Genomic DNA, 21,952 nt, shown 5'->3' with positions numbered 1-21,952 from the left:
TTTTGTCAGAGCCAGGCCTGTTTGACCGGGCCGCACGGAACCTACCGCCAATAACAACCCCAAAAAGGGCGGGTCCATCGCAGCGATGGTCCCGCCCTTTTTCTTTCGCGCTTCGCAGACACCGCTCCCATCCATGTCCGACAACACCCAGGGCCTTAGCATGAAGTCCGGCTCCCAGGCCCTGCGCGCCGGGGTCGAGTTGCTGTCTTCGATGCGGTTCGCCATCTCGCTGCTGACGGTGATCTGTATCGCCTCGGTGATCGGCACGGTGCTCAAGCAGCACGAACCGGCGGCCAACTATGTCAACCAGTTCGGGCCGTTCTGGGCCGAGTTGTTCGGTGCCATCCAGCTCAACGCGGTGTACGGCGCCTGGTGGTTCCTGCTGATCCTGGCGTTCCTGGTGACCAGCACTTCGCTGTGCATTGCCCGCAACACACCCAAGATCCTGGTGGACCTCAAGACCTACAAGGAAAACATCCGCGAGCAAAGCCTCAAGGCGTTTCACCATAAAGCGCAGGCCGATCTGCCGGAATCGGCCGAGGCCGAAGCGCGCCGCATTGGCACGCTGCTGGCCGGTGGCGGCTGGAAAGTGCGCCTGCAGCAGCGCGATACGACCGCAGGCCCTGGCACGGGCTGGATGGTGGCGGCCAAGGCGGGTGCCGCCAACAAGATCGGTTACATCGCCGCGCACAGCGCCATCGTGCTGGTGTGCGTGGGCGGGTTGCTGGACGGTGACCTCATCGTGCGCGCGCAGATGTTGCTGGGCGGCAAGTCGGTCTATACCGGTGGCGGGTTGATCGCCGACGTGAAGCCCGAGCACCGTCTGTCCGAGCGCAACCCCACCTTCCGGGGCAACCTGCTGGTGGCCGAAGGCACACAGTCGAGCACGGCCATCCTGAGCCAGTCCGACGGGGTGCTGCTGCAGGATCTGCCGTTTGCGATCGAACTCAAGAAGTTCATCGTGGAGCACTACTCCACGGGCATGCCCAAGCTGTTCGCTAGCGAAATCATCATCCATGACAAGGCCACGGGCGAGAAGATACCCGCCCGCGTTGAGGTGAACCACCCCGCCAGCTACAAGGGGATCGAGATCTACCAGTCGAGTTTTGACGACGGCGGCTCGCACCTCAAGCTGCGCGCGGTGCCCATGGTGGCGGGCGCCAGGCCTTTTGACGTCGAGGGCGTGGTGGGCAACTCCACCCAGCTCACCAACCAGGGCGGGGGGGCCGGCAGTGAAACGCTGACGCTGGAGTTCACGGCGCTGCGCACCATCAACGTCGAGAACTTTGGCGGCGCCGGCCCTGGCGGCAGCGGTGCAGACGTGCGCAAGGTGGACCTGCGCGAGTCGGTGGAATCGCGCTTGGGCGCAGCCAACAAGACCGTCACCAAAAAAGAACTGCGCAACGTGGGCCCGAGCGTCAGCTACAAGCTGCGTGATGCGGCCGGCCAGGCCCGCGAGTTCCACAACTACATGCTGCCAGTGGACACAGGCGACGGCGTGCCGGTGTTCCTGCTGGGTGTGCGTGAGTCTCCGGCAGAGCCCTTCCGTTACCTGCGAGTTCCAGCCGACGACAAGGGCAGCATGGATGGTTTCATGCGTATGAAGGCTGCGCTGGCGGACCCCCAGGCCCGGGAGCAGGCGGTGCGCCGCTATGTGTCCCAGGCCATGGATGCCTCGCGCCCTGAGCTGGCCGAGCAACTGCAGCAGTCGGCCGTGCGTGCACTGGCGCTGTTCGCTGGGCGGGGCATGGTCGATGGCAAGCCCACGGGCGGGCTGCAGGCCGTGTCGGACTTCATGGAGGCCAACGTGCCAGAGGCCGAGCGCGCGCGCGCAGGCGAGGTGCTGGTGCGCATTCTGAACGGCACGCTGTTCGAACTGGCCCAGCTGTCGCGCCAACGGGAGGGCCTGCCGCCGTTGCCGCAGGACGAGCAGACCCGGGGCTTCATGACACAGGCAGTGCTCTCGCTCAGCGACGCACAGATTTACCCTGCGCCCATGGCGTTTGAGCTCAAGGACTTCACGCAGGTGCAGGCCAGCGTGTTCCAGGTGGCGCGAGCCCCTGGCAAGAATGTTGTCTATCTGGGCTGCGCCTTGCTGATTCTGGGCGTTTTTGCCATGCTCTACGTGCGCGAGCGGCGCCTGTGGGTCTGGGTGGCGCCGCAGGACGGCCGCACCCACGCCACCATGGCCCTGTCCACCAACCGCAAGACCATGGACGGCGACCAGGAATTTGTCCAGCTCGCACAAAAACTGATCGGGGCATCGCCCCGCGAAGGCACCGCATGAACACCGCGACTTCTTCCTCGACCGTTACCACCATCACCCTGAACGAGGGGTTCTTCTCTCGCCGCAACTGGTTTGACTGGCTGTTTGCCGCCATCGTGGCCGTGGGGGCGTTGTATGCGCTGCAGCGCTACGGCGCCTTCATGGATGTCTATGAAAAAGGCATTTTGCTGGGTGCCATTCCGTGCACGATCTGGTTGTGCTGGTTCTGGCGCCCCTTGCGTGCGCTGATGCTGATCGTGGCTGCGGTGGCGCTGTTGGCCATCGGCCTGTACCAGCAGGACGGGGCAGGCAGCCTGGCGCGGGCAGACACGGTGTTCGGCCTCAAGTATTTCCTGTCGAGCCAGTCCGCCATCCTGTGGATGAGCATGCTGTTCTTCATCAGCACGGCGTTTTACTGGGTGGGCATGTTCTCGCGTGGCGAAGGCAAGACCATGAGCATGCTGGGCTCGCGCATTGCGTGGGTGGCGGTGGCCATGGCGCTCATCGGCACTCTGGTGCGCTGGTACGAAAGCTATCTCATTGGCCCGGACATTGGCCACATCCCGGTCAGCAACCTGTACGAGGTGTTCGTTCTGTTTTGCTGGATGACGGCCGCGTTCTATCTGTACTACGAGCAGCAGTACGACACGCGCGCGCTGGGTGGTTTTGTGATGCTGGTGGTCAGTGCCGCCGTGGGCTTTTTGCTCTGGTACACCGTGGTGCGCGAGGCGCATGAGATCCAGCCGCTGGTCCCTGCGCTCAAGAGCTGGTGGATGAAGCTGCATGTGCCTGCCAACTTCATCGGCTATGGCACGTTTGCCCTGTCTGCCATGGTGGCATTTGCCTTCCTGATCAAGCAGCAGGCCACCGAGACCCGCTGGTACAAGCTGGCGCCGCTGTGGCTGCTGGGCGTGGTGCTGTGTTTTGAACCCATCGTGTTCCGCCAAGGCGCGACGGAGAACGGCGGCAGCTACTGGATGGTGTACTTCGGTATTTCGGCGTTGATCGTGGCAGGCATCCTGCTGGGGCGCAAGCGCATCGCGGCACGCCTGCCGTCGTTCGAGATTCTGGATGACGTGATGTACAAGTCCATCGCGGTGGGCTTTGCGTTCTTCACCATCGCCACGGTGCTGGGTGCGCTGTGGGCGGCCGAGGCCTGGGGTGGCTACTGGAGCTGGGACCCGAAGGAGACTTGGGCGTTGATCGTCTGGCTCAACTACGCGGCCTGGTTGCACATGCGTCTCATGAAGGGCCTGCGCGGTACAGTCTCTGCCTGGTGGGCCTTGGTCGGTCTGGCGGTGACCACATTCGCGTTCCTGGGCGTCAACATGTTCCTGAGCGGCTTGCACAGCTACGGCACGCTGTGATGACATAAGGCCAGCTTGGCGACTCCTTGCGAGATCATCAACAGGCTCTGAGGGCGTGTCGGGCATCGACAGGCGCACAGCAACTATTGCGTCTTCGGTGTAACCTGAGCGGTCTAGGGAACGAATTAACAGTTGTTCTGCTCTATCGCTGCAGCTGTTTTGATCCCACCATGACCGGAGCCCTCCATGCTGATCCCCCCGCGCGATTCGGGTTTTAACCACCCGCACTCCTCCGAAATCACTCCCCGCTCGGTCTATGAAGACCGTCGCCAGATGCTCAAGCTTATGGCGGGCGGTGCCGCAGGTGCCGCGATCGCGGCCTGGGCGGGCCGCGAGGCGCTGGCGCAGCAGGCTGCCGTCGCGCGCCCTGGCAAGCTGGCTCCACTGGCGGGTGCCAAGTCGGCAGTGGCGGGGGCTGTGTCTATGGAGAAGCTCACCGACTACAAAGACGCCAGCACCTACAACAACTTCTACGAGTTTGGCACCGACAAGGCTGACCCTGCTCGCAATGCGCATACCCTCAAGACCACACCGTGGACGGTGGAGGTCGAAGGATTGGTCAAGAAGCCCGGCAAATACGGCATCGAAGACTTGATCAAGCTCAGCGCGCAGGAAGAACGCATCTACCGCTTGCGTTGCGTGGAAGGCTGGTCCATGGTCATCCCCTGGGTGGGATATTCGTTGGCAGAACTGATCAAGCGTGTAGAGCCACAAGGCAGTGCAAAGTACGTCGAGTTCGTCACGCTGGCCGACAAGGCGACCATGCCTTTTGTCGGCTCGCGCGTGCTGGACTGGCCTTACGTGGAAGGCCTGCGCATGGACGAAGCCATGCACCCGCTGACCTTGCTGGCTTTTGGCATGTACGGCGAAGTGCTGCCCAACCAGAACGGCGCGCCGGTGCGTCTGGTGGTGCCATGGAAGTACGGCTTCAAGAGCGCCAAGAGCATTGTGAAGATCCGCTTTGTCGAAAAGGAACCAGGCACGGCGTGGAACAAGGCGGCCCAGCAGGAGTACGGGTTTTATTCGAACGTGAACCCCAATGTGGATCACCCCCGCTGGAGCCAGGCGACCGAGCGGCGCATCGGCGAGGATGGCTTGTTTGCCAAGAAGCGCAAGACGCTGATGTTCAACGGCTACGAAGCCCAGGTCGGCCAGCTCTACGCGGGCATGGACCTCAAGAAGTTCTACTGATCGCCCGGGTCTCGCTGCCACCTTGGGCGGCCTGCGAGACCAAGGTGGTTCTTGAATCGCGATGCGAAAACTATTGCTCCACCCCGTCGCCAAGCCGGTGGTGTTTGTGTTGTGCCTTTTGCCGTTGGCATGGCTGGTCTATGCGGCGGTGGCGAACCAGCTGGGTGCCAACCCTGCGGAGGCATTGATCCGGGCAACCGGTGACTGGACGCTGCGGGCGCTGTGTGTGGTGCTGGCCATCACTCCGCTGCGGGTCATTACCTCCACCCCGCAACTGGCGCGCTATCGGCGCATGTTGGGGTTGTTCGTGTTTTTCTATGGCGTGCTGCACCTGCTGAGTTACAGCTGGTTCGACATGGGTTTCGATATCCCGGACATCCTGCGCGACATTGCCAAGCGGCCATTCATTCTGGTGGGCTCATTGGCCCTGGTGCTGCTGGCCTTGCTGGCCGCCACGTCGTTCAACCGCGCCATCAAGGCCCTGGGCGGCAAACGCTGGCAGGCGTTGCACCGCGCCGTCTATGCGGTGGCCGGGTTGGCCGTTCTGCACTTTTTCTGGATGCGTGCTGGCAAGAACAACTTTGGTGAAGTGGCGGTCTACGCCAGTATCCTCGGCGTGCTACTGGGTTGGCGGCTCTGGCACCGACTTCATAAGCGCGCCGCCGCATCGGCGGGTGCTGCCGCGGGGCGGTCAGCGGTGGGTTCACCCTGATGGGGCTTTGCTATAAAAATAATAGCTGCTAGCGCATGTTTTTGTTGCGCTAGCAGCCGATTTCTTTTGATTTTTAGCCGTTGACTGCCCGCAGCGCGGGACGCATCTGTCGGGTCACAGGGTCGATGTACGCGGTAGGAATCTGGTACGCGCGGTCATCGAACAGGTCAATGCCACACATCAGGTTCTCGATCCAGTCAAAGAAGTCGTTGATGGCTTCCTTGCCCATGATGGGGGCACCGTGCTGCGGCACCAGCATGGCAATGTCGAGTTGCCGGGCCATGCGTGCCCACAGGCGCAGTATCTTGTTGGACACCATGTAGCGGCGGTGGAAACCTTCCATGCGCGGGATGTGCGCCTTGAGGTCGGTCACCGGCACGCGGGCTTCGGCCCCCGACATCATGGACACCCCCAGGTCGCCCGTGAACAGGATGCGGCTGACCGGGTCGTAGAAGTGGAAGTTGCCTTCGGAGTGCATGAAGTGCGCGGGCAGCAGCACCAGTTCATGGCGCCCCAGGGGCAGGTGGCCGCCACCGTCCGGCACGCCGATCACCCGGTTTTCTGTCTTGCCCACCTTGGTGAAGTGCGGCGCAAACCTCTCCCACACACGCGATATCACCAGGTTGGCCTTGGTGCTGGTCATCCAGCGGTCCAGCGAGGCAATGATGTCCGGGTCCGCATGCGAAGCGATCAGGTACGACAGCTTGTGCGGCGGGAAATGTTTGGTCATCCCCATGAACAGTTCGTTGAACGCGAGGTTGCCGCCCGGGTCGATGATGGCGCCGGTGTCATCGTCCACGATCAGGAACTGATTGGCCTGCACGGCCTGTCCATCCTCCTCAATGAGGTCGGTGAACATCAGGCAAGCATGATTTTTGTCGCGGTAGAGTTCCAGGGCCATGGCCATCCTGCGGTGCAATAAAGCGCAGACTGTACGAGTACCCCTAGAGTTTGTGCTTGATGGAAATCAAGCGAAACCGCATTGCCTGGCGATCCTGCGCAGGCGGCTGGGTGTGTCAGCGTGGCTGGGAAGCGGTGGCGGCGGGTGTGGGCGCACTGCTGGCGTCTTTGCCCGGGGTCAGTGTTTGCGGCAGCGTGGCGCGCTGGCTTGCCGCAGGGCCGGTAGGCAGATACAACGGCCCCCGCTGACCGCAGCCGAAGAGGGCCGCCGCACTGGCAGCAAGGACAAGCGTCCTGACTAGAATTTGGGGAGCTTTCAACATGCGCAAATTGTAATGACCGACCTCGAATTCATGGACCACGCCGAACAACTGCTGCTTGCCGTCGAACGCAGCTGTGATCGCATCAACGACACTTCGGATGCCGATGTGGACAGCCAGCGCTCGGGGGGCATGGTGACTTTGACTTTTCCCAACCGCAGCCAGATCGTGATCAACCTGCAAAAGCCGCTGCACGAGGTGTGGATGGCCGCCCGGTCTGGCGGCTATCACTATCGTTTTGATGGCAGCCACTGGCAGGACACCAAGGGCGCTGGCGAATTTTTTGCGTGCCTCACGCGCGATGCGTCGCAACAGTCCGGGATGCCGCTGCAGTTTGCCCCTTAACTTACTCCGCGCTCGCCCAGCTCAAGAGGGCGGCGCTGCGGAGTACGAAGGGCTCAGTTCCGGAACAAATCGAGGATGCGGCTGCGTTCTTCAGAAGGCGGCGGTGCTTGGGGCGTTACTGCGGAGGAGGCAGAACGATCATCTACACCCACGCTTGAGACGCCCGCGTTGCGCGCGTATTCTTCATAGAACCACTCGCCACCCACATTCACTACGCCGGGTGGCACGGTGGGCTCCATCACTGGCACGCCCTTGAGTGCGCGCTCCATGAAGCTGATCCACACCGGCAGGCTGAGGCCCCCGCCGGTTTCCCGACTGCCCAGATTGCGCGGCGTGTCGTACCCGATCCAGGTGACAGCCGCGATGGTGGGCTGGAACCCCGCGAACCACGCGTCCACCGAATCGTTGGTGGTGCCGGTTTTGCCATAAAGATCGGGGCGCTTGAGGGTGGACTGGGCCCTTGCTGCAGTGCCGGTGCGGGTCACCTCCTGCAACAGGCTGCTCATCACAAAGGCGTTGCGCGCGTCGATGGCCCGGGGCTGCTCGTTGAGCGCGGGTGGCGTGATCTCTGAAATGACCCGGCCCTTATGGTCGGTCACCTTCGCGATCAGCCAAGGATTGACGCGGTAGCCCCCGTTGGCAAACACGGAATATGCGGATGCCATTTGCAGGGGCGTGACCGAGCCCGCACCCAGCGCCATGGTCAGGTAGGCCGGGTGCTTTTCAGGGTCGAATCCAAATCGCCCCACCCATTCCTGCGCGGTTTTGGGGCCCACGGCCTGCAGGATCCGGATAGAAATCATATTTTTGGACTTCGCCAAGCCTGTGCGCATAGTCATGGGGCCGTCGTACTTGCCGTCGTAGTTCTTGGGCTCCCACGGCTGACCACCAGTGACACCCGCGTCGAAGAACAGCGGAGCGTCATTGATCACGGTGGCAGGCGTGAAGCCTTTTTCTAGCGCTGCTGAGTAGATGAACGGCTTGAAGCTCGAACCAGGCTGGCGCCATGCCTGCGCTGCGTGGTTGAACTTGTTCTTGTCAAAGTCGAATCCACCCACCAATGCACGGATGGAGCCATTGCGGGGGTCGAGCGCGACAAAGGCGCCTTCTACCTCGGGCAGTTGTGTAATCTCCCAGGAGCCCTTGGGCGTCTTGACCACGCGGATGACGGCACCGCGCCGGATCTTGATATTGGGCGGCGCCTTGTCGCTGAGCCCCGACTGCGCAGGTTTGAGTCCATCGCCGGTGATCTCCAGCGAGTCGCCATTGGCACGAGCGGCCAGGATGCGTTTGGCGGATGCCTCCAGCACCACAGCGGAGAGCACGTCACCGTTGTCGGGGTGGTTGGCAAGCGCGTCGTCAATGGCGTCCTCCACTTCCTGGGCTGCTGTAGGCAACGCCACGAACTTCTCCGGTCCCCGGTACTGCTGGCGCCGCTCGTAATCCATGATCCCGCGCCGCAGCGCAACATAGGCGGCCTCTTGCTCTGCCGCATTGAGGGTGGTGTAAACGTTAAGGCCGCGCGTGTAGGCCTCATTGCCGTATTGCGCGAAGATGAGCTGGCGGGTCATTTCGGCAACGTACTCCGCGTGGATGCGTGTGTTGTCGGGTCCCGTACGGATTTTCAACTCTTCCTTCTTGGCTTGCTCTGCTTGTTGCGCAGTGATGAAGCCGTTTTCCTCCATCCGCTCGATGATGTACTGCTGGCGAGCGCGGGCACGTTTGGGATTGCTGATGGGGTTGTAGGCAGATGGTGCCTTGGGCAAACCCGCAAGCATTGCAGCTTCAGCGATGGAAACGGATTTAAGCGGTTTGCCAAAATAAGCCTCGGAGGCAGCCGCAAAACCATACGCACGATTGCCAAGGAAAATCTGATTCATGTAAATCTCAAGAATCTGATCCTTGCTCAGCAGGTGCTCCAATTTAAAAGTCAGTAAGATTTCGTAAATTTTGCGAGTAAATGTTTTCTCAGATGAAAGATAAACATTACGTGCTACTTGCATGGTGATCGTCGAGGCGCCTTGGCTTTTCACCCGCCCCAAATTGGCAAGGCCCGCACGCAGCACACCTTTGTAGTCCACGCCACCGTGCTGAAAGAAGCGAGAGTCTTCGATCGCCAGCACTGCGTCTTTCATGACTTGCGGAATCTCGTCGATGGGAGTGAGGTTGCGGCGCTCCTCACCAAACTCGCCCAGCAAAGCACCCTCAGCGGAGTACACGCGCAGCGGCAACTTGGGACGGTAGTCCGCCAAGTCTGAAATATCTGGCAGGTTGGGGTAGGCCACTGACAATGCCACTGCGATCGTGAGCGCCAAGCCCATCGCCGCAGCAGCCGCCAGCCCGGTGATCCAGAGCGCGATGCGAACCAACCAGCGAAGCCAACCGGGCCGAGTGCGGGCAGGAGAGGTATCCGATTTGTCGGAGGACTTCGAGGGAGAGGGCGGCATATCGCTCCGATGGGTAAGACCGCCCATTATAAAAATGTCTGCTACAGCGGGGCGAAATCCGATTTCACGCTTGGCAGGACGCCGCCGAAAGGCTTCCTGTACTGGCCAAGTGGTATTGCCGCACCCAGAAATTTCGTCTGCTTTTGGCAACGCTCTATGGGCGTTACAGGGGGAAAAATCTTTGCTGGAGAACTATCTTACTGATAGCATTCATGTGAAGTGTTAAGTTTTGTTGCCTCATTTTGGCAAGTTACAGGGGACCAATCTTGATCTCAATGGGGTCTTTGTTCAGTCGCCAGTCTGCTCCGCTGCTGGGAATCGACATCAGCTCCTCCAGCGTCAAGCTGGTGGAGTTGGGGCGCGATAAGGCAGGTAGTCTGGTCCTTGAGCGTTGTGCGATCGAGCCGCTGGAGCGAGGCTGGATCACCGATGGCAACATCGAAAAATTTGACGAGGTCGCGGACGCATTGCGTCGACTGGTCAAGAAAAGTGGCACCAGAACCAAAAACGTGGCCCTCGCCCTGCCTCCGTCCGCAGTAATCACTAAAAAGATTACGCTGCCTGGTGGCATGACGGAGCAGGAGCTGGAGGTTCAGGTCGAATCCGAAGCCAATCAATACATCCCATTTTCACTTGATGAAGTCAGCTTGGACTTTTGCGTCATTGGTCCCAGCAAGAATGCGCCAGGGGATGTCGATGTGCTGATTGCTGCATCCCGGCGCGAAAAAGTTCAAGACAGGCAAGGCTTGGCGGAAGCTGCTGGGCTGAAGCCTGTTGTGGTCGATATTGAATCGCATGCATCGCGCTTGGCTGCAGGGCGCTTGATTGAAGCGTTGCCAAATAAGGGCGTGGACGCCATGGTGGCGCTCTTTGAAGTGGGCGCCTTGACGACCAGCATGCAGGTGATCCGGAACGAAGAAGTTCTGTATGACCGCGACCAAGCCTTTGGCGGCGCACAACTGACCCAACTGATTGTTCGCCAGTACGGCTTTTCGGTAGAGGAAGCCGAGAGCAAAAAGCGTAGCGGTGATTTGCCAGAAGACTATCAATCAGCGGTCCTTCGTCCTTTTGTTGACAGCATGGCCCAGGAAATTGGCCGGGCCTTGCAGTTCTTCTTCACCAGCACGCCGCACAATCGTGTAGACCACATCATGTTGGCCGGGGGGTCTGCTCCGCTGCCCGGGCTGACGGAAGCAGTCACCCAACAAACAGGTTTTGCATGCAGCGCCGTCAACCCATTTGATGGCATGGAAATCGGAAGTTCCGTGCGACTGAAAAAAATGGTGCGTGAAGCACCGTCGTACCTGACCTCTTGCGGTCTTGCTATGCGGAGGTTCCTGCAGTGATTCTTATCAATCTTTTGCCTCACCGCGAGGAGGCCCGTAAGCGCCGCAAGGAGGCCTTTCAGGCGACGATGTTTGCATCGTTTCTGTTGGGGCTTGCTATTGCCGGAGCCATCTACTGGTGGTTTCAGATCATGATCACGGATCAGCAGAACAAGAACGCCTTTCTTCAACAGGAAATCAAGGTATTGGAAGGGCAGATCAAAGAAATTGCCTCCATTGAAGATGAGATCGCCTCACTGCGTGCGCGCCAGAAGGCCGTGGAAGATCTTCAGTCCGATAGAAATTTGCCCGTTCACTTGCTTACTGAGCTGGTCAAGCAACTGCCCGATGGTGTGTATGTCACGGCGATCAGGCAATCTGGACAATCAATCAATATGCAGGGAATGGCTCAGTCCAATGAGCGTGTTTCTGAACTGCTGCGCAACTTGGCGAGTAATACTCCGTGGTTGGCTAAACCGGAGCTTGCGGAGATAACTGCCAGTACTGTCGCACTGAGTCAGAGGGACCAACGTCGGGTCTCATCCTTTAATTTGAAATTTCAATTGGTGCGTGCCAGTGATGCGCAAAAAACTATAGCGGCTGCCAGTGGTGCGGCCTCCTCGCCTGGGGGTAAGTGACATGGCGAAAATCAAAGAAAATTCGATCAACTTCGCTGAGCGCATCGAGTCTGTTCAGCGACAGTTTAAAAATCTTGATACTAAAGATCCCTCGGTATGGCCTGTGCTGCCAAAGGTGATTCTTTGCATTTTTATCGCAGGTGCAGTTGCGGCTATATCGTGGTTTGCATTCTTGCAGGACTATGAAGTACAGTTGGATGGAGAGCGTACCAAGGAATTGGCTTTGCGCACAGACTATCAAAATAAACTGGTCAAAGCCGTTAGTTTGGATGCTTTGAAGAAGCAAAGAGAGCAAATTCAGCAGTACGTCATACAGCTGGAAAAACAACTTCCAAGCAAGGCTGAAATGGCTGCATTGCTGTCGGATATTAACCAATCCGGCCTGGGGCGGAGTTTGCAGTTTGAGCTTTTTCGGCCGGGGCAAGTGGTAGTGCGAGATTACTACGCTGAGTTACCTATCTCTATCCGAGTAACTGGAAAGTATCATGACATCGGCGCTTTTGCATCAGATATTGCGCATCTGTCACGTATTGTAACGCTGAATAATATGACAATTGTTCCAGGGGCTCGCGATGGGTTAGTCTTGGATGCGACTGCGCGTACCTTCAGATACTTGGATCCAGAGGAAATACAAGCTCAGAAGAAAACTGGAGGAGGGAAGTAATGAGAACTCGTGTTGGATTACTTCTCGCAGGTTGTTCCATCATTCTTGCTAGCTGTGGGTCTTCAGGGGAGGATGAGTTGAGAAATTGGATGGCTGAGCAACGAGCTACTACCAAGCCTAATGTGCAGCCATTGACTGAGCCGAAAAAATTTATTCCTGAGCCATATGCTCAAGAAGGTGCTGTAGAGCCATTCAATCAAATTAAGTTAACTCAAGCATTGAAGCGCGACTCCAATCAGGTGGCTTCAAATGCAGCGTTAATTGCACCGGAGATGACTCGTCGTAAGGAGCCATTAGAGGCGTTTCCTCTTGATTCAATGGCTATGGTGGGTAGTTTAAATAAATCAGAAACGCCTACTGCTTTGATAAGAGTTGATAATTTAATTTATCAGATCAAGGTGGGGAATTATCTCGGGCAAAATTATGGAAAAGTGATCAAAATCACCGAGAATTCGATTCATCTACGCGAAATAGCGCAGGATGCAACTGGGGATTGGATAGAGCGTTCAGCATCGCTTGATCTGCAAGAGGGCAAAAAATGAAACAAAATAGTGGCAAACTTTTGAATTACTGCCGTAGGGCTGCTGTTGGCGTTTCAGTCCTTTTTGTCGCCTTTGGTGCTTTTGCTCAAGGCTCCATTAGTGCTGTTTCTGCCAGTGTTCAGGGCGGGGTTGAAACACTAAAAATTGACTTTTCAGAGCCAGTTGCAACACCTCCTACGGGATTTGCAACTCAATCTCCCGCGCGCATCGCACTAGATTTCCAGGGCGTTGTCAATGGTGCCGGAAAATCGGCGTTTGAAGCCAATTTGGGCAATCTGAAATCTGTCAATATTGTTCAAGCAGGAGAGCGGTCTCGTATTGTTCTAAATCTGAAGTCTCCCACGTCGTACAAGACTGAATTGCAAGGAAAGACATTATTTTTGTTTTTGGAGCCTGTTGCAAGTGCGTCTTCTTCAAACGTGCCGCCTGTTGCTTTTTCCGAGAGTCAGAACACTGATGTTCTTCCGCTGAAGGATATTGATTTTCGTCGCGGGGCCGATGGGGCTGGGAGGGTTGTTATTAACCTTGCGAGCAATCAAGTTGGCGTTGATCTGCAGCAGCAGTCCAAAGGAATCATTGTAGATTTCATGAAGTCCTCAATCCCAGAGGGGCTGCGCCGTCGTTTAGATGTTACGGATTTTGGGACACCGGTCCAGACGGTGACCGCTACACAGAACGGTGAGCGGGTGAGAATGCTGATCGAATCCACCGGGGATTGGGAGCACAGCGCCTACCAAAGCGACAACCAGTTTGTTATTGAGATTCGCCAGAAGAAAATCGATCTTAGTAAACTAACCCAGGGGCCTGGTTACTCCGGCGAAAAGTTATCTTTGAACTTTCAAAATATCGAGGTGAGGTCGTTGCTTCAGGTTATTGCTGATTTTACTAATTTTAATATAGTTACATCGGATACGGTGACCGGTGCACTCACTTTACGGCTCAAAGATGTTCCATGGGATCAAGCGCTCCAGATTATTATGGATGCTAAAGGTCTCGGCATGCGCAAGACAGGGTCTGTTCTATGGATCGCTCCCAAGGACGAAATAGATGCTCGTACAAAGAAGGATTTTGAGGCAGCTCAAGCTATTCAGAAGCTAGAACCTATTAAGACGCAAGCTTTTCAGCTCAATTATGCTAAGTCCGCAGATATAGTTGCACAACTCACTGCCACCTCCGGAGCAAGTGCTGGGAGCACCTCTATTCGTTTTCTGTCTGAGCGAGGAAGTGCAATTTCTGAGCCCCGCACTAACCAGATATTTGTCACTGATACTGCTAGTAAGCTTGAAGAGGTTCGTTTGTTGTTGGCCAGCTTGGATGTGGCTGTGCGTCAAGTGCTAATTGAGGCACGCATTGTTGAGGCACGTGATACTTTCGGTAGATCTTTGGGCGTCCGTCTGGGGGCAACGGACCTGCGGGCAAATCGAGGTGGTGATGGGGGGTATGGTATTGGAGGCGATAATCGCGTGGCTTTCGGTACGTCCTACAGTAACGCTGTAGCTTCAAGCGGTGCCGGTGGAACTACAAGTACCAGTGGAAATTTTGTCAACCTTCCAGCGAGTCTCTCGAATGTCAGTAGTGTTGGTAGCTTCGCTTTGTCAATATTTAACTCTGCGGCGAACAGATTTCTGACTCTGGAACTTTCTGCTATGGAGGCTGACGGTAAGGGACGTATTGTATCCAGTCCACGTATTATCACAGCGGATCAGACAAAGGCACTGATTGAGCAAGGTACTGAATATCCATATGCCGTCACCGCTCCTAATGGAGCGACAACTCTGGCATTCAAAAAAGCGGTGTTGAAGCTTGAGGTTACACCTCAGATTACGCCAGAGGGTAATATCATTCTGGATCTCGATGTCAATAAAGACAGTCGTGGAGAAACTACCACCCAAGGGGTCGCTATCGACACCAAGCACGTCAAGACACAGATTTTGATAGAAAATGGTGGTACTGTCGTTATTGGTGGAATTTTTGAGATGGAAGAAACCAATCAAGAAAACAAAATACCGTTGCTTGGTGATGTCCCTGTTGTGGGTAATTTGTTTAAAAACAGGACAAAAGAATCTACCAAGCGCGAAATGTTGATCTTTATTAGTCCCAAGGTAATTAATGATCGCACTGCGAATCGGTAAATTTAGTATCTAATTTAGGATAGCCAATGTTAAAATATTTCAAAATCTTACCTCTCGCAATGACCGTGGCATTGTCGGCTTGTGGTGGTGGCGGCGGCAGCTCTGGTGAGACCCAGGAAGCCTATACGATTACTGTTCGGGCCGAAAAAAGCCAATTGCCTTTGAATGTGGCTGGAATCGCGCCTGGAATAGGTGTCTACAGCCCCTACAGTACCACTGTGTATGTCGATGCACGCAAAGGGGGTTTCCCTATCCCTGGTGGGAGTGATATATTTGGCTGTAATATATCGGCTGGCTTGGATACTGGTGCGCTGTACTATTTGGATGGAAAGGCTGAGCACGAAACGGAAGTTGATGATGGTAACGGGGGGAAGATCAAGGTTCCCAATGCTTATCGTAGTGTTACTTTGGGTTCTAACTCTGGTGGAAATTCTTTCCACTTTTCCTCGGCTAATCAAGCCGGCACTGCGCGAATTGTTTGCTCGGTCACAGACCCTCGCGACAAGCAGCAGAAATTTGCTAGCGTTGATATTTCCGTAGGCGGGGCAACCGGTAAGCCTGCCAGTGTTCGTTTGCAGGCTCAAATACCAGGATACCTAGGTACGAAGAATAATACTAACAAGCTTCTGTCTCAAATGGCCATTCAAGCGTTTGTTTTGGATGATACCAACCAGCCCGCTTCCAGCGTGTCAGGAGGCAATGTACAGGTGCGCATTCTTTCCGGAACAGAAGCCGCACAGGGAGCGCGCTTGGTATCTGGTGCGCAGAGTGGCAGTGTGCTTCAGTTGCCTACTGTCGGTGGTGTTGCCACATTTTCATTGCTCAGTGGAGTGGAGGCGGGGCCGGTCTTTTTGGAATTGGCAACAGATCGATTCGACAACAATGTGAGCAATGGGATCACTGATCCGATCACTGCTATTTATCCAGTGCAGGTGTTGGAGGCGTTGACAAGCCCGCCGGCGATAGCAGACGTCGACTTGGGTGACGTGACAAAGGGTATTCCTTTTACAAAGTTGTTAACAGTTACCGGCGGCTTGCCTCCATACACATGGGCTGTCACTGGATTGCCCGCAGGTCTAGGCGTGGATTCCTCATCGGGTTTGCTGAACGGAACGCCAAGCACTGGGGCCCAAGAGCGTGAGTATCGTGCTAATGTTGTTGTAACTGACAAGAACAAAATTTCTGCAAAAGCAACAGTGAGACTCAACCTCGTTGGTGGCTTACCTGAAGATTTTGCTATCGGCGAATGCAATTCAAACGCAGTATGTTCAATCGGAACTGCTCCTGCAGGCGCCAACTACTCATATTCTTTCGTGTCCTCTGTAAGCAATGTAACGTGGGCCTTCACGAGCTTGCCCGCTTGGTTGGTTAGTGGAACTACCGGTTCGGCTGGTGTGCTCAACGGCAAGCCTGCTGTCGGTGACTGCGGGACTCGACAGTTTTTGGTAACGGCGACAAAGGGGGCTGCAACTGTGACTCGTACACTTAGCATCACCGTAGTCAGCGGAAGCACTCCTGCGCTTGCTTGCCCCTGATTACATTAGATAAACAGTTGCGCAGCGCATCTGGCTGTGCTTCTGATGTAACTTTGCTCTCGGGCCATTTGTAAAATCCCCGGCGTTGCCGGGGATTTTTTCTATTTTGCGCCAGACGATAACCGTCTAGTGAACCGCGCTCAGACTGGCGTGCCACTAGTGCGCTGGCGTTGAGTAGATGACATATTGGCTTGTTGCCTCCAAACTGAGTAGGACATCCACCTTGTCAACAGTCAAGCGATGTGCCTGTTGAATAAGTTTATGTTGGCTACTTCGTTTGCATAATCATCTGAGACGCAGCCTACAGATGCTTTCGAGCTGTCGCACTGCGGGGCGCAAGCTACATTGCCCCAAAATTTCATCCGTGGAAATCGTCATGTCTTCAATCGTCCAAGAAGTTTCGATTAATCTCGGCGAGCGCAGTTACAGCATCGTCATTGGTGGAGGCTTGCTAGCTGATGCAGTCTCCTACGATGGGTTACCGCGCGCTACCGCTGCTGTGATTGTGAGCAACACCACTGTTGCACCGCTTTATATCGCTCTTCTGCGGAAGGCCTTGGCTGTCCACTACGCAAAAATTTACGAGGTCCAACTGCCGGATGGTGAGGAGCACAAGAACTGGCAGACTCTGCAGCGAATTTTCGATGTGTTGCTGGAACAGGGCTGTGACCGCAAGACTCTGTTGTTCGCATTGGGGGGCGGCGTAGTGGGAGACATGACAGGTTTTGCCGCCGCCAGTTATATGCGCGGAGTGCCTTTTGTGCAGGTTCCCACGACTTTGCTTTCTCAGGTGGATTCTTCAGTGGGGGGGAAGACCGGCATCAATCACCCGCTGGGGAAGAATATGGTGGGTGCCTTTTATCAGCCTCAGCGTGTGATCTGTGATCTCGATGTGTTGGTTACGCTACCTGCACGTGAGTTCAGTGCGGGTCTTGCAGAGGTCATTAAGTACGGTCCAATTGCGGATATGGACTTCTTCGAGTGGCTGGAGCGATCAATGGATGACCTCGTAGCCCACGAGAGCGATGCTCTGGCTCATGCGGTGCGCCGTAGTTGTGAGATCAAGGCGGCTGTGGTGGGGCAGGACGAGCGCGAATCTGGTTTGCGCGCTATTTTGAATTTTGGTCACACCTTTGGTCACGCCATTGAGGCTGGTATGGGCTACGGAGTGTGGTTACACGGCGAAGGAGTCGGGGCCGGTATGGTGATGGCTGCAGAGTTGTCGCGCCGACTAGGCTTGGTGGACGAGATCTTTGTAGAGCGCTTGGTGTCGTTGATCCGCCGAGCAGGCTTGCCGGTCCGGGGACCTATTCTGGATAGCACAGACAACGCTAGTCGCTATCTGCAGCTCATGCGGGGCGACAAAAAATCTGAAGCCGGGGAGATCCGGTTTGTGCTGATCGAGAGTCCCGGCAAGGCGGTGGTTCGTTCTGCGCCCGAGGGCTTGGTGCGTGAGGTTGTCGATGCATGCTGTCAGTAGGTCCTCTGCTTTTGATGCAGTCAATTGAATATCTCTTTTGAGATGCTCACTCAGTACGAGCGACTGTTTTGACTGCACTATCTGGCCTTTCAATTTTTGCCTGCGATCCTGGTGCCACGCGAGGGCGCTGTCATCCAGAGCATCCCGCACCAACACGAACGGAGTACCAGCGTGACCGTGACCGGATCGTGCATTCCACCGCTTTCCGTCGGCTGGTCTACAAGACGCAAGTCTTCCTCAACCATGAGGGGGACTTGTTTCGTACACGGCTGACCCATTCGTTAGAGGTCGCGCAACTCGGGCGATCCATCGCTCGGTCGTTACAGATTAACGAAGACCTGGTTGAGGCCATCTCTTTGGCCCACGATTTGGGGCATACCCCGTTCGGGCACGCGGGGCAGGACGCCTTGAATGGCTGCATGGCCGACTTTGGCGGCTTTGAGCACAACTTGCAGAGTTTGCGAGTGGTGGACAAGTTGGAAGAACGTTACCCGTTGTATGACGGGCTGAATCTCACGTTCGAAACCCGTGAAGGAATTCTCAAACATTGCTCGCGCGCCCATGCTAAGCAATTGGAGGACGTGGAGCCAAACGGTGTCGGTGCGCGGTTCCTGCGCAACGAGCGGCAGAGCCTGGAGGCGCAGTTGTGCAACCTGGCCGACGAGATTGCCTATAACGCACACGACATTGATGACGGCGTACGCTCGGGGTTGATCACACTCTCCCAATTGGAGGATGTTCCCTTATTCGATGCTTACCGCTTGTCGGCGCAGGCCGAGCATCCAGCACTTGCTGAACCGTCGAGGCATCGCCGGTTGTTGTACGAGGCGATTCGTCGGATGTTGAGCGCGCAGGTGTATGACGTCATCGACACTACGAAAGCGGCATTGCGGCTGCATGCACCTGCTCATCCCGATGAGGTGCGGCAGCTACCGGTCATGGTGAGTTTCAGCAGCGACATGCGGGAACGCTCTACCGCGCTAAAACAGTTCCTCTTCAGGCATCTTTATCGACATCCTCGGGTAATGGAGACTACCGGCCATGCCCAACACATCGTGCGTGAATTGTTTGATGCATATATGACCAAGCCCCAAGACATGAAAGCAGCGTTCGCCGCGCAGGCCTTGGAGGGTGATGCGCACGGGAGAGCGCGGGCTGTGGCCGACTTTATTGCAGGGATGACCGATCGCTTTGCGGTGCGGGAGCATGAGCGCCTTACGGGGCGCCGACTGTTGCAGGAATAGCAAGAGGCTTCTCCAGGCCCAGTGCTTGGCGCACACTGATTCTTGTGATCTTTTGATGCATGCTCACGGCCATACTTGAAGGAACGATTCGTACACTGGTGGAGGCGACACCTCCCAATAAGGGTGTCTTTAATATGGTGCTTGATCCTCTCCTCGACACCATTGACTACCAATCATTTGCGAGTGCGTACCGACAAGTCCTGCCAGCTTCTGATTCAGGGGCAACGGCTATTGTGCGACCGTCAGATAACGTGCCCCGATAAAATCAAGGTCCTACCTCCAGCGCTTCCGCGCGCGTTCATGACATCCTCCATCACTGCCGCCGACCTGGCGCCCGCTTTGCCTTGCTCTACTGATACTTATATTGATGACACCATACGGTGGCTGGAGAGGGCGGTGATTGGGCTCAATCTGTGCCCCTTTGCGAAGGCTGTGCATGTCAAGGGACAGATTCACTATGCGGTCGCTTTGGCCACGACTGCACATGATGCGCTGGAGCTGCTGCGCAATGAACTCAAGGAGCTGGCAAACACACCAGCAGAGGTCAGGGACACCACCTTGCTGGTGATGCCGTACTGCTTGCCGGATTTCCTGGACTTCAACGACTTTCTGGGTGACGCCGAGGACGTGCTGCACGCTTTGGGGCTGGAGGGCACGCTTCAGTTGGCAAGCTTTCATCCGCAGTTCCAGTTTGCAGGCACCGAAGTTGACGATGTGACCAATTGCACTAATCGCTCTCCATACCCCATGTTGCATTTGCTGCGAGAGGACAGCATCGACCGTGCCGTGTCAGTGTTCCCCGAGGCAGAGGCCATCTTTGAGCGCAACATGGAAGTGCTGGAGGGCATTGGCATGGCCGGTTGGCAGGCGCTTGACGTCGGGCCCCATGGCAAAAGTGGCGAGCACGCGAGCGCAAATGCTGGAGGCGACTGGGCCCGGCCAACACAAGGCACCGTGCTATGAAGCCACAAAAGCCATCTTCAGCGGCGCCCGGCGAGCATGTCCGTGGTGTAAGAAAGCCCAAGAACGAGGGCATTGAACAGCAAGAGCTTCGCCCGGGTCAATCGATAGAGCTGCTCAAAGAGCTGCACATCCTTACGCGTGAGGGGCGTCTCAATCAGGACTCGCGTCGCAAGCTCAAGCAGGTGTACCACCTGTTCAACTTCATCGAGCCGTTGCTGACAGAGTTGTCTGTCCAGGGCAGTGGGCCTACGTTGGCGGACCACGGCGCGGGCAAGTCCTATCTGGGTTTCATCCTGTACGACCTGTATTTCAAGGCGCTGGGCCACGGGCACATCTACGGGGTGGAGACCCGGGCCGAGCTGGTGGAGAAGTCGCGGGTGCTCGCGCAGCGGCTTCACTTTGAGCGGATGTCGTTTCTCAATCTATCGGTGGCCGACTCGGCCGATGCCCGAGAGTTACCGGCGCAGATCGATGTGGTCACCGCCTTGCACGCTTGCGACACCGCTACCGACGACGCGATTGCCTTCGGGCTGCAAAAGAAGGCCCGGGCCATGGTTCTGGTGCCTTGTTGCCAAGCTGAAATGGCGGCCTGCCTGCGCCAAGGCAAGGCCCTGCAGCTGGCCCGTACGCCCCTGGCAGAGTTGTGGCGTCATCCTTTGCACACCCGCGAACTCGGCAGCCAGGTGACAAATGTGCTGCGCTGCCTTTACCTGGAGGCCAGTGGCTACCAGGTTACCGTGACCGAGCTGGTGGGGTGGGAGCACTCCATGAAGAACGAACTCATCATCGCGCGCTACACCGGACAGAAAAAACGCAGTGCAGCCGATCGGTTGCGTGCGCTTCTCGGTGAATTTGGCCTGGAGCACGCCATGGGGGCAAGGTTTGGCATGGGTGCGGCGACAGATCAGGTGGAGAACGTGGCCGCGCATTGATGCGTGCAAGCAGGTGCGCAAGGGCCGTCCAGCATCAAGCCCGCGCCCCTCTGTGTCCATGGCGGATGCTGCGCATGGCCAACTTGCATCGCTGGAAAATAGGGGACAGGTCTATGATCGTGGATATTCCATCCTTGATCAAGAACCATGGCCCGTTTGCCGCGCCTGACCCTGCCGGGTCATTTGCACCACGTCATCCTGCGGGGTAACAACCGTCAGCCCATCTTCCACGGAGCTGAGGATTTCCAGGCGCTGCTAGCGCTGTTGGTGGACAACGCGCAGAAATATGCGGTGGCCGTCCATGCCTATGTGCTGATGGACAACCACTTTCACCTGCTGGTTACCCCAGCGTCACACGACGGACTGCCCCAGATGATGCAGGCGGTGGGACGCCGGTATGTGCAGTACTTCAACCGCCGACATGCCCGTACTGGCACTTTGTGGGAGGGGCGCTACCGTTCTACGGTGTTGCAGCCGGAACGGTATTTGCTGGCGTGCATGGTGTACCTGGACCTCAACCCCATGCGGGCCGGATTGATGCAGCAGCCCGCTGACTACGTCTGGTCCAGCCATGCGCATTGGTTGGGCTTGCGTAACGACCGGTGGTTGACGCCCCATGCGCTGTATTGGGCTTTGGGCAATACCCCGTTTGCGCGTGAGGCTGCCTATGCTGCACTGGTGCAGGCGGGCCTGGGGGCGTCAGTGCAAACGGCTTTGACCGACTCGGCGCTCAACGGTTGGGCTTTGGGCGACACCGAGTTTCTCGCGGGCCTGCAACAGCAGACCCCGCGCCGCGTGACCCGGGGAATGCCTGGCAGGCCTCGAATGGCAAAAAATCATGCAAAAACCGACGGAGGCGCCGGATTTATTTGATTTAAATGCTATGAATTTTAATGTGTCCCCAATAATTTGTTTGTGTGAATAGCGGTTTCTTTAATCAGAATCTGAC

General features: G+C 56.7%; 19 protein-coding genes. 16 read left to right on the top strand and 3 right to left on the bottom strand.

The features are described 5' to 3' along the window. The first annotated feature begins 133 nt into the window (after positions 1-133). The 4 genes from AC1Q64_RS07165 (at position 134) to msrQ (ending at position 5,536) form a co-directional block, all read left to right on the top strand. Positions 134-2,287: a cytochrome c biogenesis protein ResB gene (locus AC1Q64_RS07165; RefSeq protein ID WP_492250877.1), complete on the top strand. Its 2,154-nt coding sequence runs from the start codon at positions 134-136 to the stop codon at positions 2,285-2,287. Continuing rightward, complete coding sequence (gene ccsB, locus AC1Q64_RS07160) at positions 2,284-3,633, top strand: c-type cytochrome biogenesis protein CcsB (RefSeq protein WP_492250876.1); 1,350 nt, start codon at positions 2,284-2,286, stop codon at positions 3,631-3,633. The genes AC1Q64_RS07165 and ccsB overlap by 4 nt, the downstream gene beginning before the upstream one ends. A 186-nt stretch (positions 3,634-3,819) precedes the next feature. Next, the gene (gene msrP / locus AC1Q64_RS07155) at positions 3,820-4,824 is read left to right on the top strand and encodes a protein-methionine-sulfoxide reductase catalytic subunit MsrP (protein ID WP_291434791.1); all 1,005 of its coding nucleotides are present in this window, start codon (positions 3,820-3,822) and stop codon (positions 4,822-4,824) included. Between the two features lie 61 nt (positions 4,825-4,885). Then, positions 4,886-5,536 (top strand): protein-methionine-sulfoxide reductase heme-binding subunit MsrQ, encoded by a 651-nt coding sequence (gene msrQ, locus AC1Q64_RS07150; protein WP_291434789.1) that lies wholly within the window; start codon positions 4,886-4,888, stop codon positions 5,534-5,536. Between the two features lie 73 nt (positions 5,537-5,609). On the opposite strand, the gene AC1Q64_RS07145 is transcribed toward msrQ, so the two are convergent. Both AC1Q64_RS07145 and lptM read right to left on the bottom strand, forming a co-directional pair. Continuing rightward, positions 5,610-6,437, bottom strand: coding sequence for an oxygen-binding di-iron domain-containing protein (locus tag AC1Q64_RS07145; RefSeq protein ID WP_291434787.1), 828 nt, complete (start codon positions 6,435-6,437; stop codon positions 5,610-5,612). Between the two features lie 115 nt (positions 6,438-6,552). After that, the gene (lptM, locus tag AC1Q64_RS07140) at positions 6,553-6,759 is read right to left on the bottom strand and encodes an LPS translocon maturation chaperone LptM (protein ID WP_291434785.1); all 207 of its coding nucleotides are present in this window, start codon (positions 6,757-6,759) and stop codon (positions 6,553-6,555) included. 12 nt (positions 6,760-6,771) lie between these two features. On the opposite strand from lptM, the gene cyaY reads away from it, so the two are divergent. Next, the gene (gene cyaY / locus AC1Q64_RS07135; protein WP_291434783.1) at positions 6,772-7,101 is read left to right on the top strand and encodes an iron donor protein CyaY; all 330 of its coding nucleotides are present in this window, start codon (positions 6,772-6,774) and stop codon (positions 7,099-7,101) included. A 53-nt stretch (positions 7,102-7,154) separates the two neighbouring features. Here cyaY and AC1Q64_RS07130 read toward each other — a convergent pair whose 3' ends face one another. Then, positions 7,155-9,548, bottom strand: coding sequence for a penicillin-binding protein 1A (locus AC1Q64_RS07130; RefSeq protein ID WP_291434781.1), 2,394 nt, complete (start codon positions 9,546-9,548; stop codon positions 7,155-7,157). 266 nt (positions 9,549-9,814) lie between these two features. On the opposite strand from AC1Q64_RS07130, the gene AC1Q64_RS07125 reads away from it, so the two are divergent. The 11 genes from AC1Q64_RS07125 (at position 9,815) to AC1Q64_RS07075 (ending at position 21,876) form a co-directional block, all read left to right on the top strand. Further along, entirely contained in the window at positions 9,815-10,894 is a 1,080-nt protein-coding gene (locus tag AC1Q64_RS07125) for a pilus assembly protein PilM (protein WP_056640973.1), read from the top strand. Beyond that, positions 10,891-11,511 carry a PilN domain-containing protein gene (locus AC1Q64_RS07120; protein WP_291434776.1) on the top strand — a complete coding sequence of 207 codons (621 nt, stop codon included), beginning with the start codon at positions 10,891-10,893 and terminating at the stop codon, positions 11,509-11,511. Before AC1Q64_RS07125 ends, AC1Q64_RS07120 begins: the two co-directional genes overlap by 4 nt. A gap of 1 nt (position 11,512) precedes the next feature. Further along, the gene (locus AC1Q64_RS07115; RefSeq protein ID WP_291434774.1) at positions 11,513-12,175 is read left to right on the top strand and encodes a type IV pilus inner membrane component PilO; all 663 of its coding nucleotides are present in this window, start codon (positions 11,513-11,515) and stop codon (positions 12,173-12,175) included. Beyond that, positions 12,175-12,717, top strand: a complete 543-nt coding sequence (locus AC1Q64_RS07110) for a pilus assembly protein PilP (protein ID WP_291434772.1) — start codon at positions 12,175-12,177, stop codon at positions 12,715-12,717. Before AC1Q64_RS07115 ends, AC1Q64_RS07110 begins: the two co-directional genes overlap by 1 nt. Continuing rightward, the gene (locus AC1Q64_RS07105; protein ID WP_291434771.1) at positions 12,714-14,849 is read left to right on the top strand and encodes a type IV pilus secretin PilQ; all 2,136 of its coding nucleotides are present in this window, start codon (positions 12,714-12,716) and stop codon (positions 14,847-14,849) included. The genes AC1Q64_RS07110 and AC1Q64_RS07105 overlap by 4 nt, the downstream gene beginning before the upstream one ends. A gap of 26 nt (positions 14,850-14,875) precedes the next feature. Next, on the top strand, positions 14,876-16,384 hold the full coding sequence (locus AC1Q64_RS07100) for an Ig domain-containing protein (protein WP_291434770.1): 1,509 nt from the start codon (positions 14,876-14,878) through the stop codon (positions 16,382-16,384). A 376-nt stretch (positions 16,385-16,760) separates the two neighbouring features. Beyond that, positions 16,761-17,864 (top strand): 3-dehydroquinate synthase, encoded by a 1,104-nt coding sequence (gene aroB, locus AC1Q64_RS07095; RefSeq protein ID WP_291434768.1) that lies wholly within the window; start codon positions 16,761-16,763, stop codon positions 17,862-17,864. A 68-nt stretch (positions 17,865-17,932) separates the two neighbouring features. After that, positions 17,933-19,108 (top strand): deoxyguanosinetriphosphate triphosphohydrolase, encoded by a 1,176-nt coding sequence (locus tag AC1Q64_RS07090; protein WP_492250875.1) that lies wholly within the window; start codon positions 17,933-17,935, stop codon positions 19,106-19,108. A 300-nt stretch (positions 19,109-19,408) separates the two neighbouring features. Then, the gene (locus AC1Q64_RS07085; protein ID WP_291434824.1) at positions 19,409-20,071 is read left to right on the top strand and encodes a DUF1415 domain-containing protein; all 663 of its coding nucleotides are present in this window, start codon (positions 19,409-19,411) and stop codon (positions 20,069-20,071) included. Then, a complete protein-coding gene (locus tag AC1Q64_RS07080; protein WP_492250874.1) occupies positions 20,068-21,003 on the top strand; it encodes a class I SAM-dependent methyltransferase in 936 nt (311 codons plus the stop codon). The genes AC1Q64_RS07085 and AC1Q64_RS07080 overlap by 4 nt, the downstream gene beginning before the upstream one ends. A 147-nt stretch (positions 21,004-21,150) precedes the next feature. Next, positions 21,151-21,876, top strand: coding sequence for a transposase (locus AC1Q64_RS07075; protein ID WP_492250873.1), 726 nt, complete (start codon positions 21,151-21,153; stop codon positions 21,874-21,876). Positions 21,877-21,952: the final 76 nt, after the last annotated feature.

It is taken from the genome of Acidovorax sp. GW835-FHT14G06, assembly GCF_058793595.1.
The sequence above is the reverse complement of the archived record's forward strand: the minus strand, read 5'-3'. Positions and strand labels throughout refer to the sequence as shown.

What these genes read in the sequence shown, in the direction of transcription:
- AC1Q64_RS07165 (WP_492250877.1), top strand. Translation starts at nt 134, where the DNA reads ATGTCCGACAACACCCAGGGCCTTAGCATGAAGTCCGGCTCCCAGGCC.
- ccsB (WP_492250876.1), top strand. Translation starts at nt 2,284, where the DNA reads ATGAACACCGCGACTTCTTCCTCGACCGTTACCACCATCACCCTGAAC.
- msrP (WP_291434791.1), top strand. Translation starts at nt 3,820, where the DNA reads ATGCTGATCCCCCCGCGCGATTCGGGTTTTAACCACCCGCACTCCTCC.
- msrQ (WP_291434789.1), top strand. Translation starts at nt 4,886, where the DNA reads ATGCGAAAACTATTGCTCCACCCCGTCGCCAAGCCGGTGGTGTTTGTG.
- AC1Q64_RS07145 (WP_291434787.1), bottom strand. Translation starts at nt 6,437, where the DNA reads ATGGCCCTGGAACTCTACCGCGACAAAAATCATGCTTGCCTGATGTTC.
- lptM (WP_291434785.1), bottom strand. Translation starts at nt 6,759, where the DNA reads ATGTTGAAAGCTCCCCAAATTCTAGTCAGGACGCTTGTCCTTGCTGCC.
- cyaY (WP_291434783.1), top strand. Translation starts at nt 6,772, where the DNA reads ATGACCGACCTCGAATTCATGGACCACGCCGAACAACTGCTGCTTGCC.
- AC1Q64_RS07130 (WP_291434781.1), bottom strand. Translation starts at nt 9,548, where the DNA reads ATGCCGCCCTCTCCCTCGAAGTCCTCCGACAAATCGGATACCTCTCCT.
- AC1Q64_RS07115 (WP_291434774.1), top strand. Translation starts at nt 11,513, where the DNA reads ATGGCGAAAATCAAAGAAAATTCGATCAACTTCGCTGAGCGCATCGAG.
- AC1Q64_RS07110 (WP_291434772.1), top strand. Translation starts at nt 12,175, where the DNA reads ATGAGAACTCGTGTTGGATTACTTCTCGCAGGTTGTTCCATCATTCTT.
- AC1Q64_RS07105 (WP_291434771.1), top strand. Translation starts at nt 12,714, where the DNA reads ATGAAACAAAATAGTGGCAAACTTTTGAATTACTGCCGTAGGGCTGCT.
- AC1Q64_RS07100 (WP_291434770.1), top strand. Translation starts at nt 14,876, where the DNA reads ATGTTAAAATATTTCAAAATCTTACCTCTCGCAATGACCGTGGCATTG.
- aroB (WP_291434768.1), top strand. Translation starts at nt 16,761, where the DNA reads ATGTCTTCAATCGTCCAAGAAGTTTCGATTAATCTCGGCGAGCGCAGT.
- AC1Q64_RS07085 (WP_291434824.1), top strand. Translation starts at nt 19,409, where the DNA reads ATGACATCCTCCATCACTGCCGCCGACCTGGCGCCCGCTTTGCCTTGC.
- AC1Q64_RS07080 (WP_492250874.1), top strand. Translation starts at nt 20,068, where the DNA reads ATGAAGCCACAAAAGCCATCTTCAGCGGCGCCCGGCGAGCATGTCCGT.
- AC1Q64_RS07075 (WP_492250873.1), top strand. Translation starts at nt 21,151, where the DNA reads ATGGCCCGTTTGCCGCGCCTGACCCTGCCGGGTCATTTGCACCACGTC.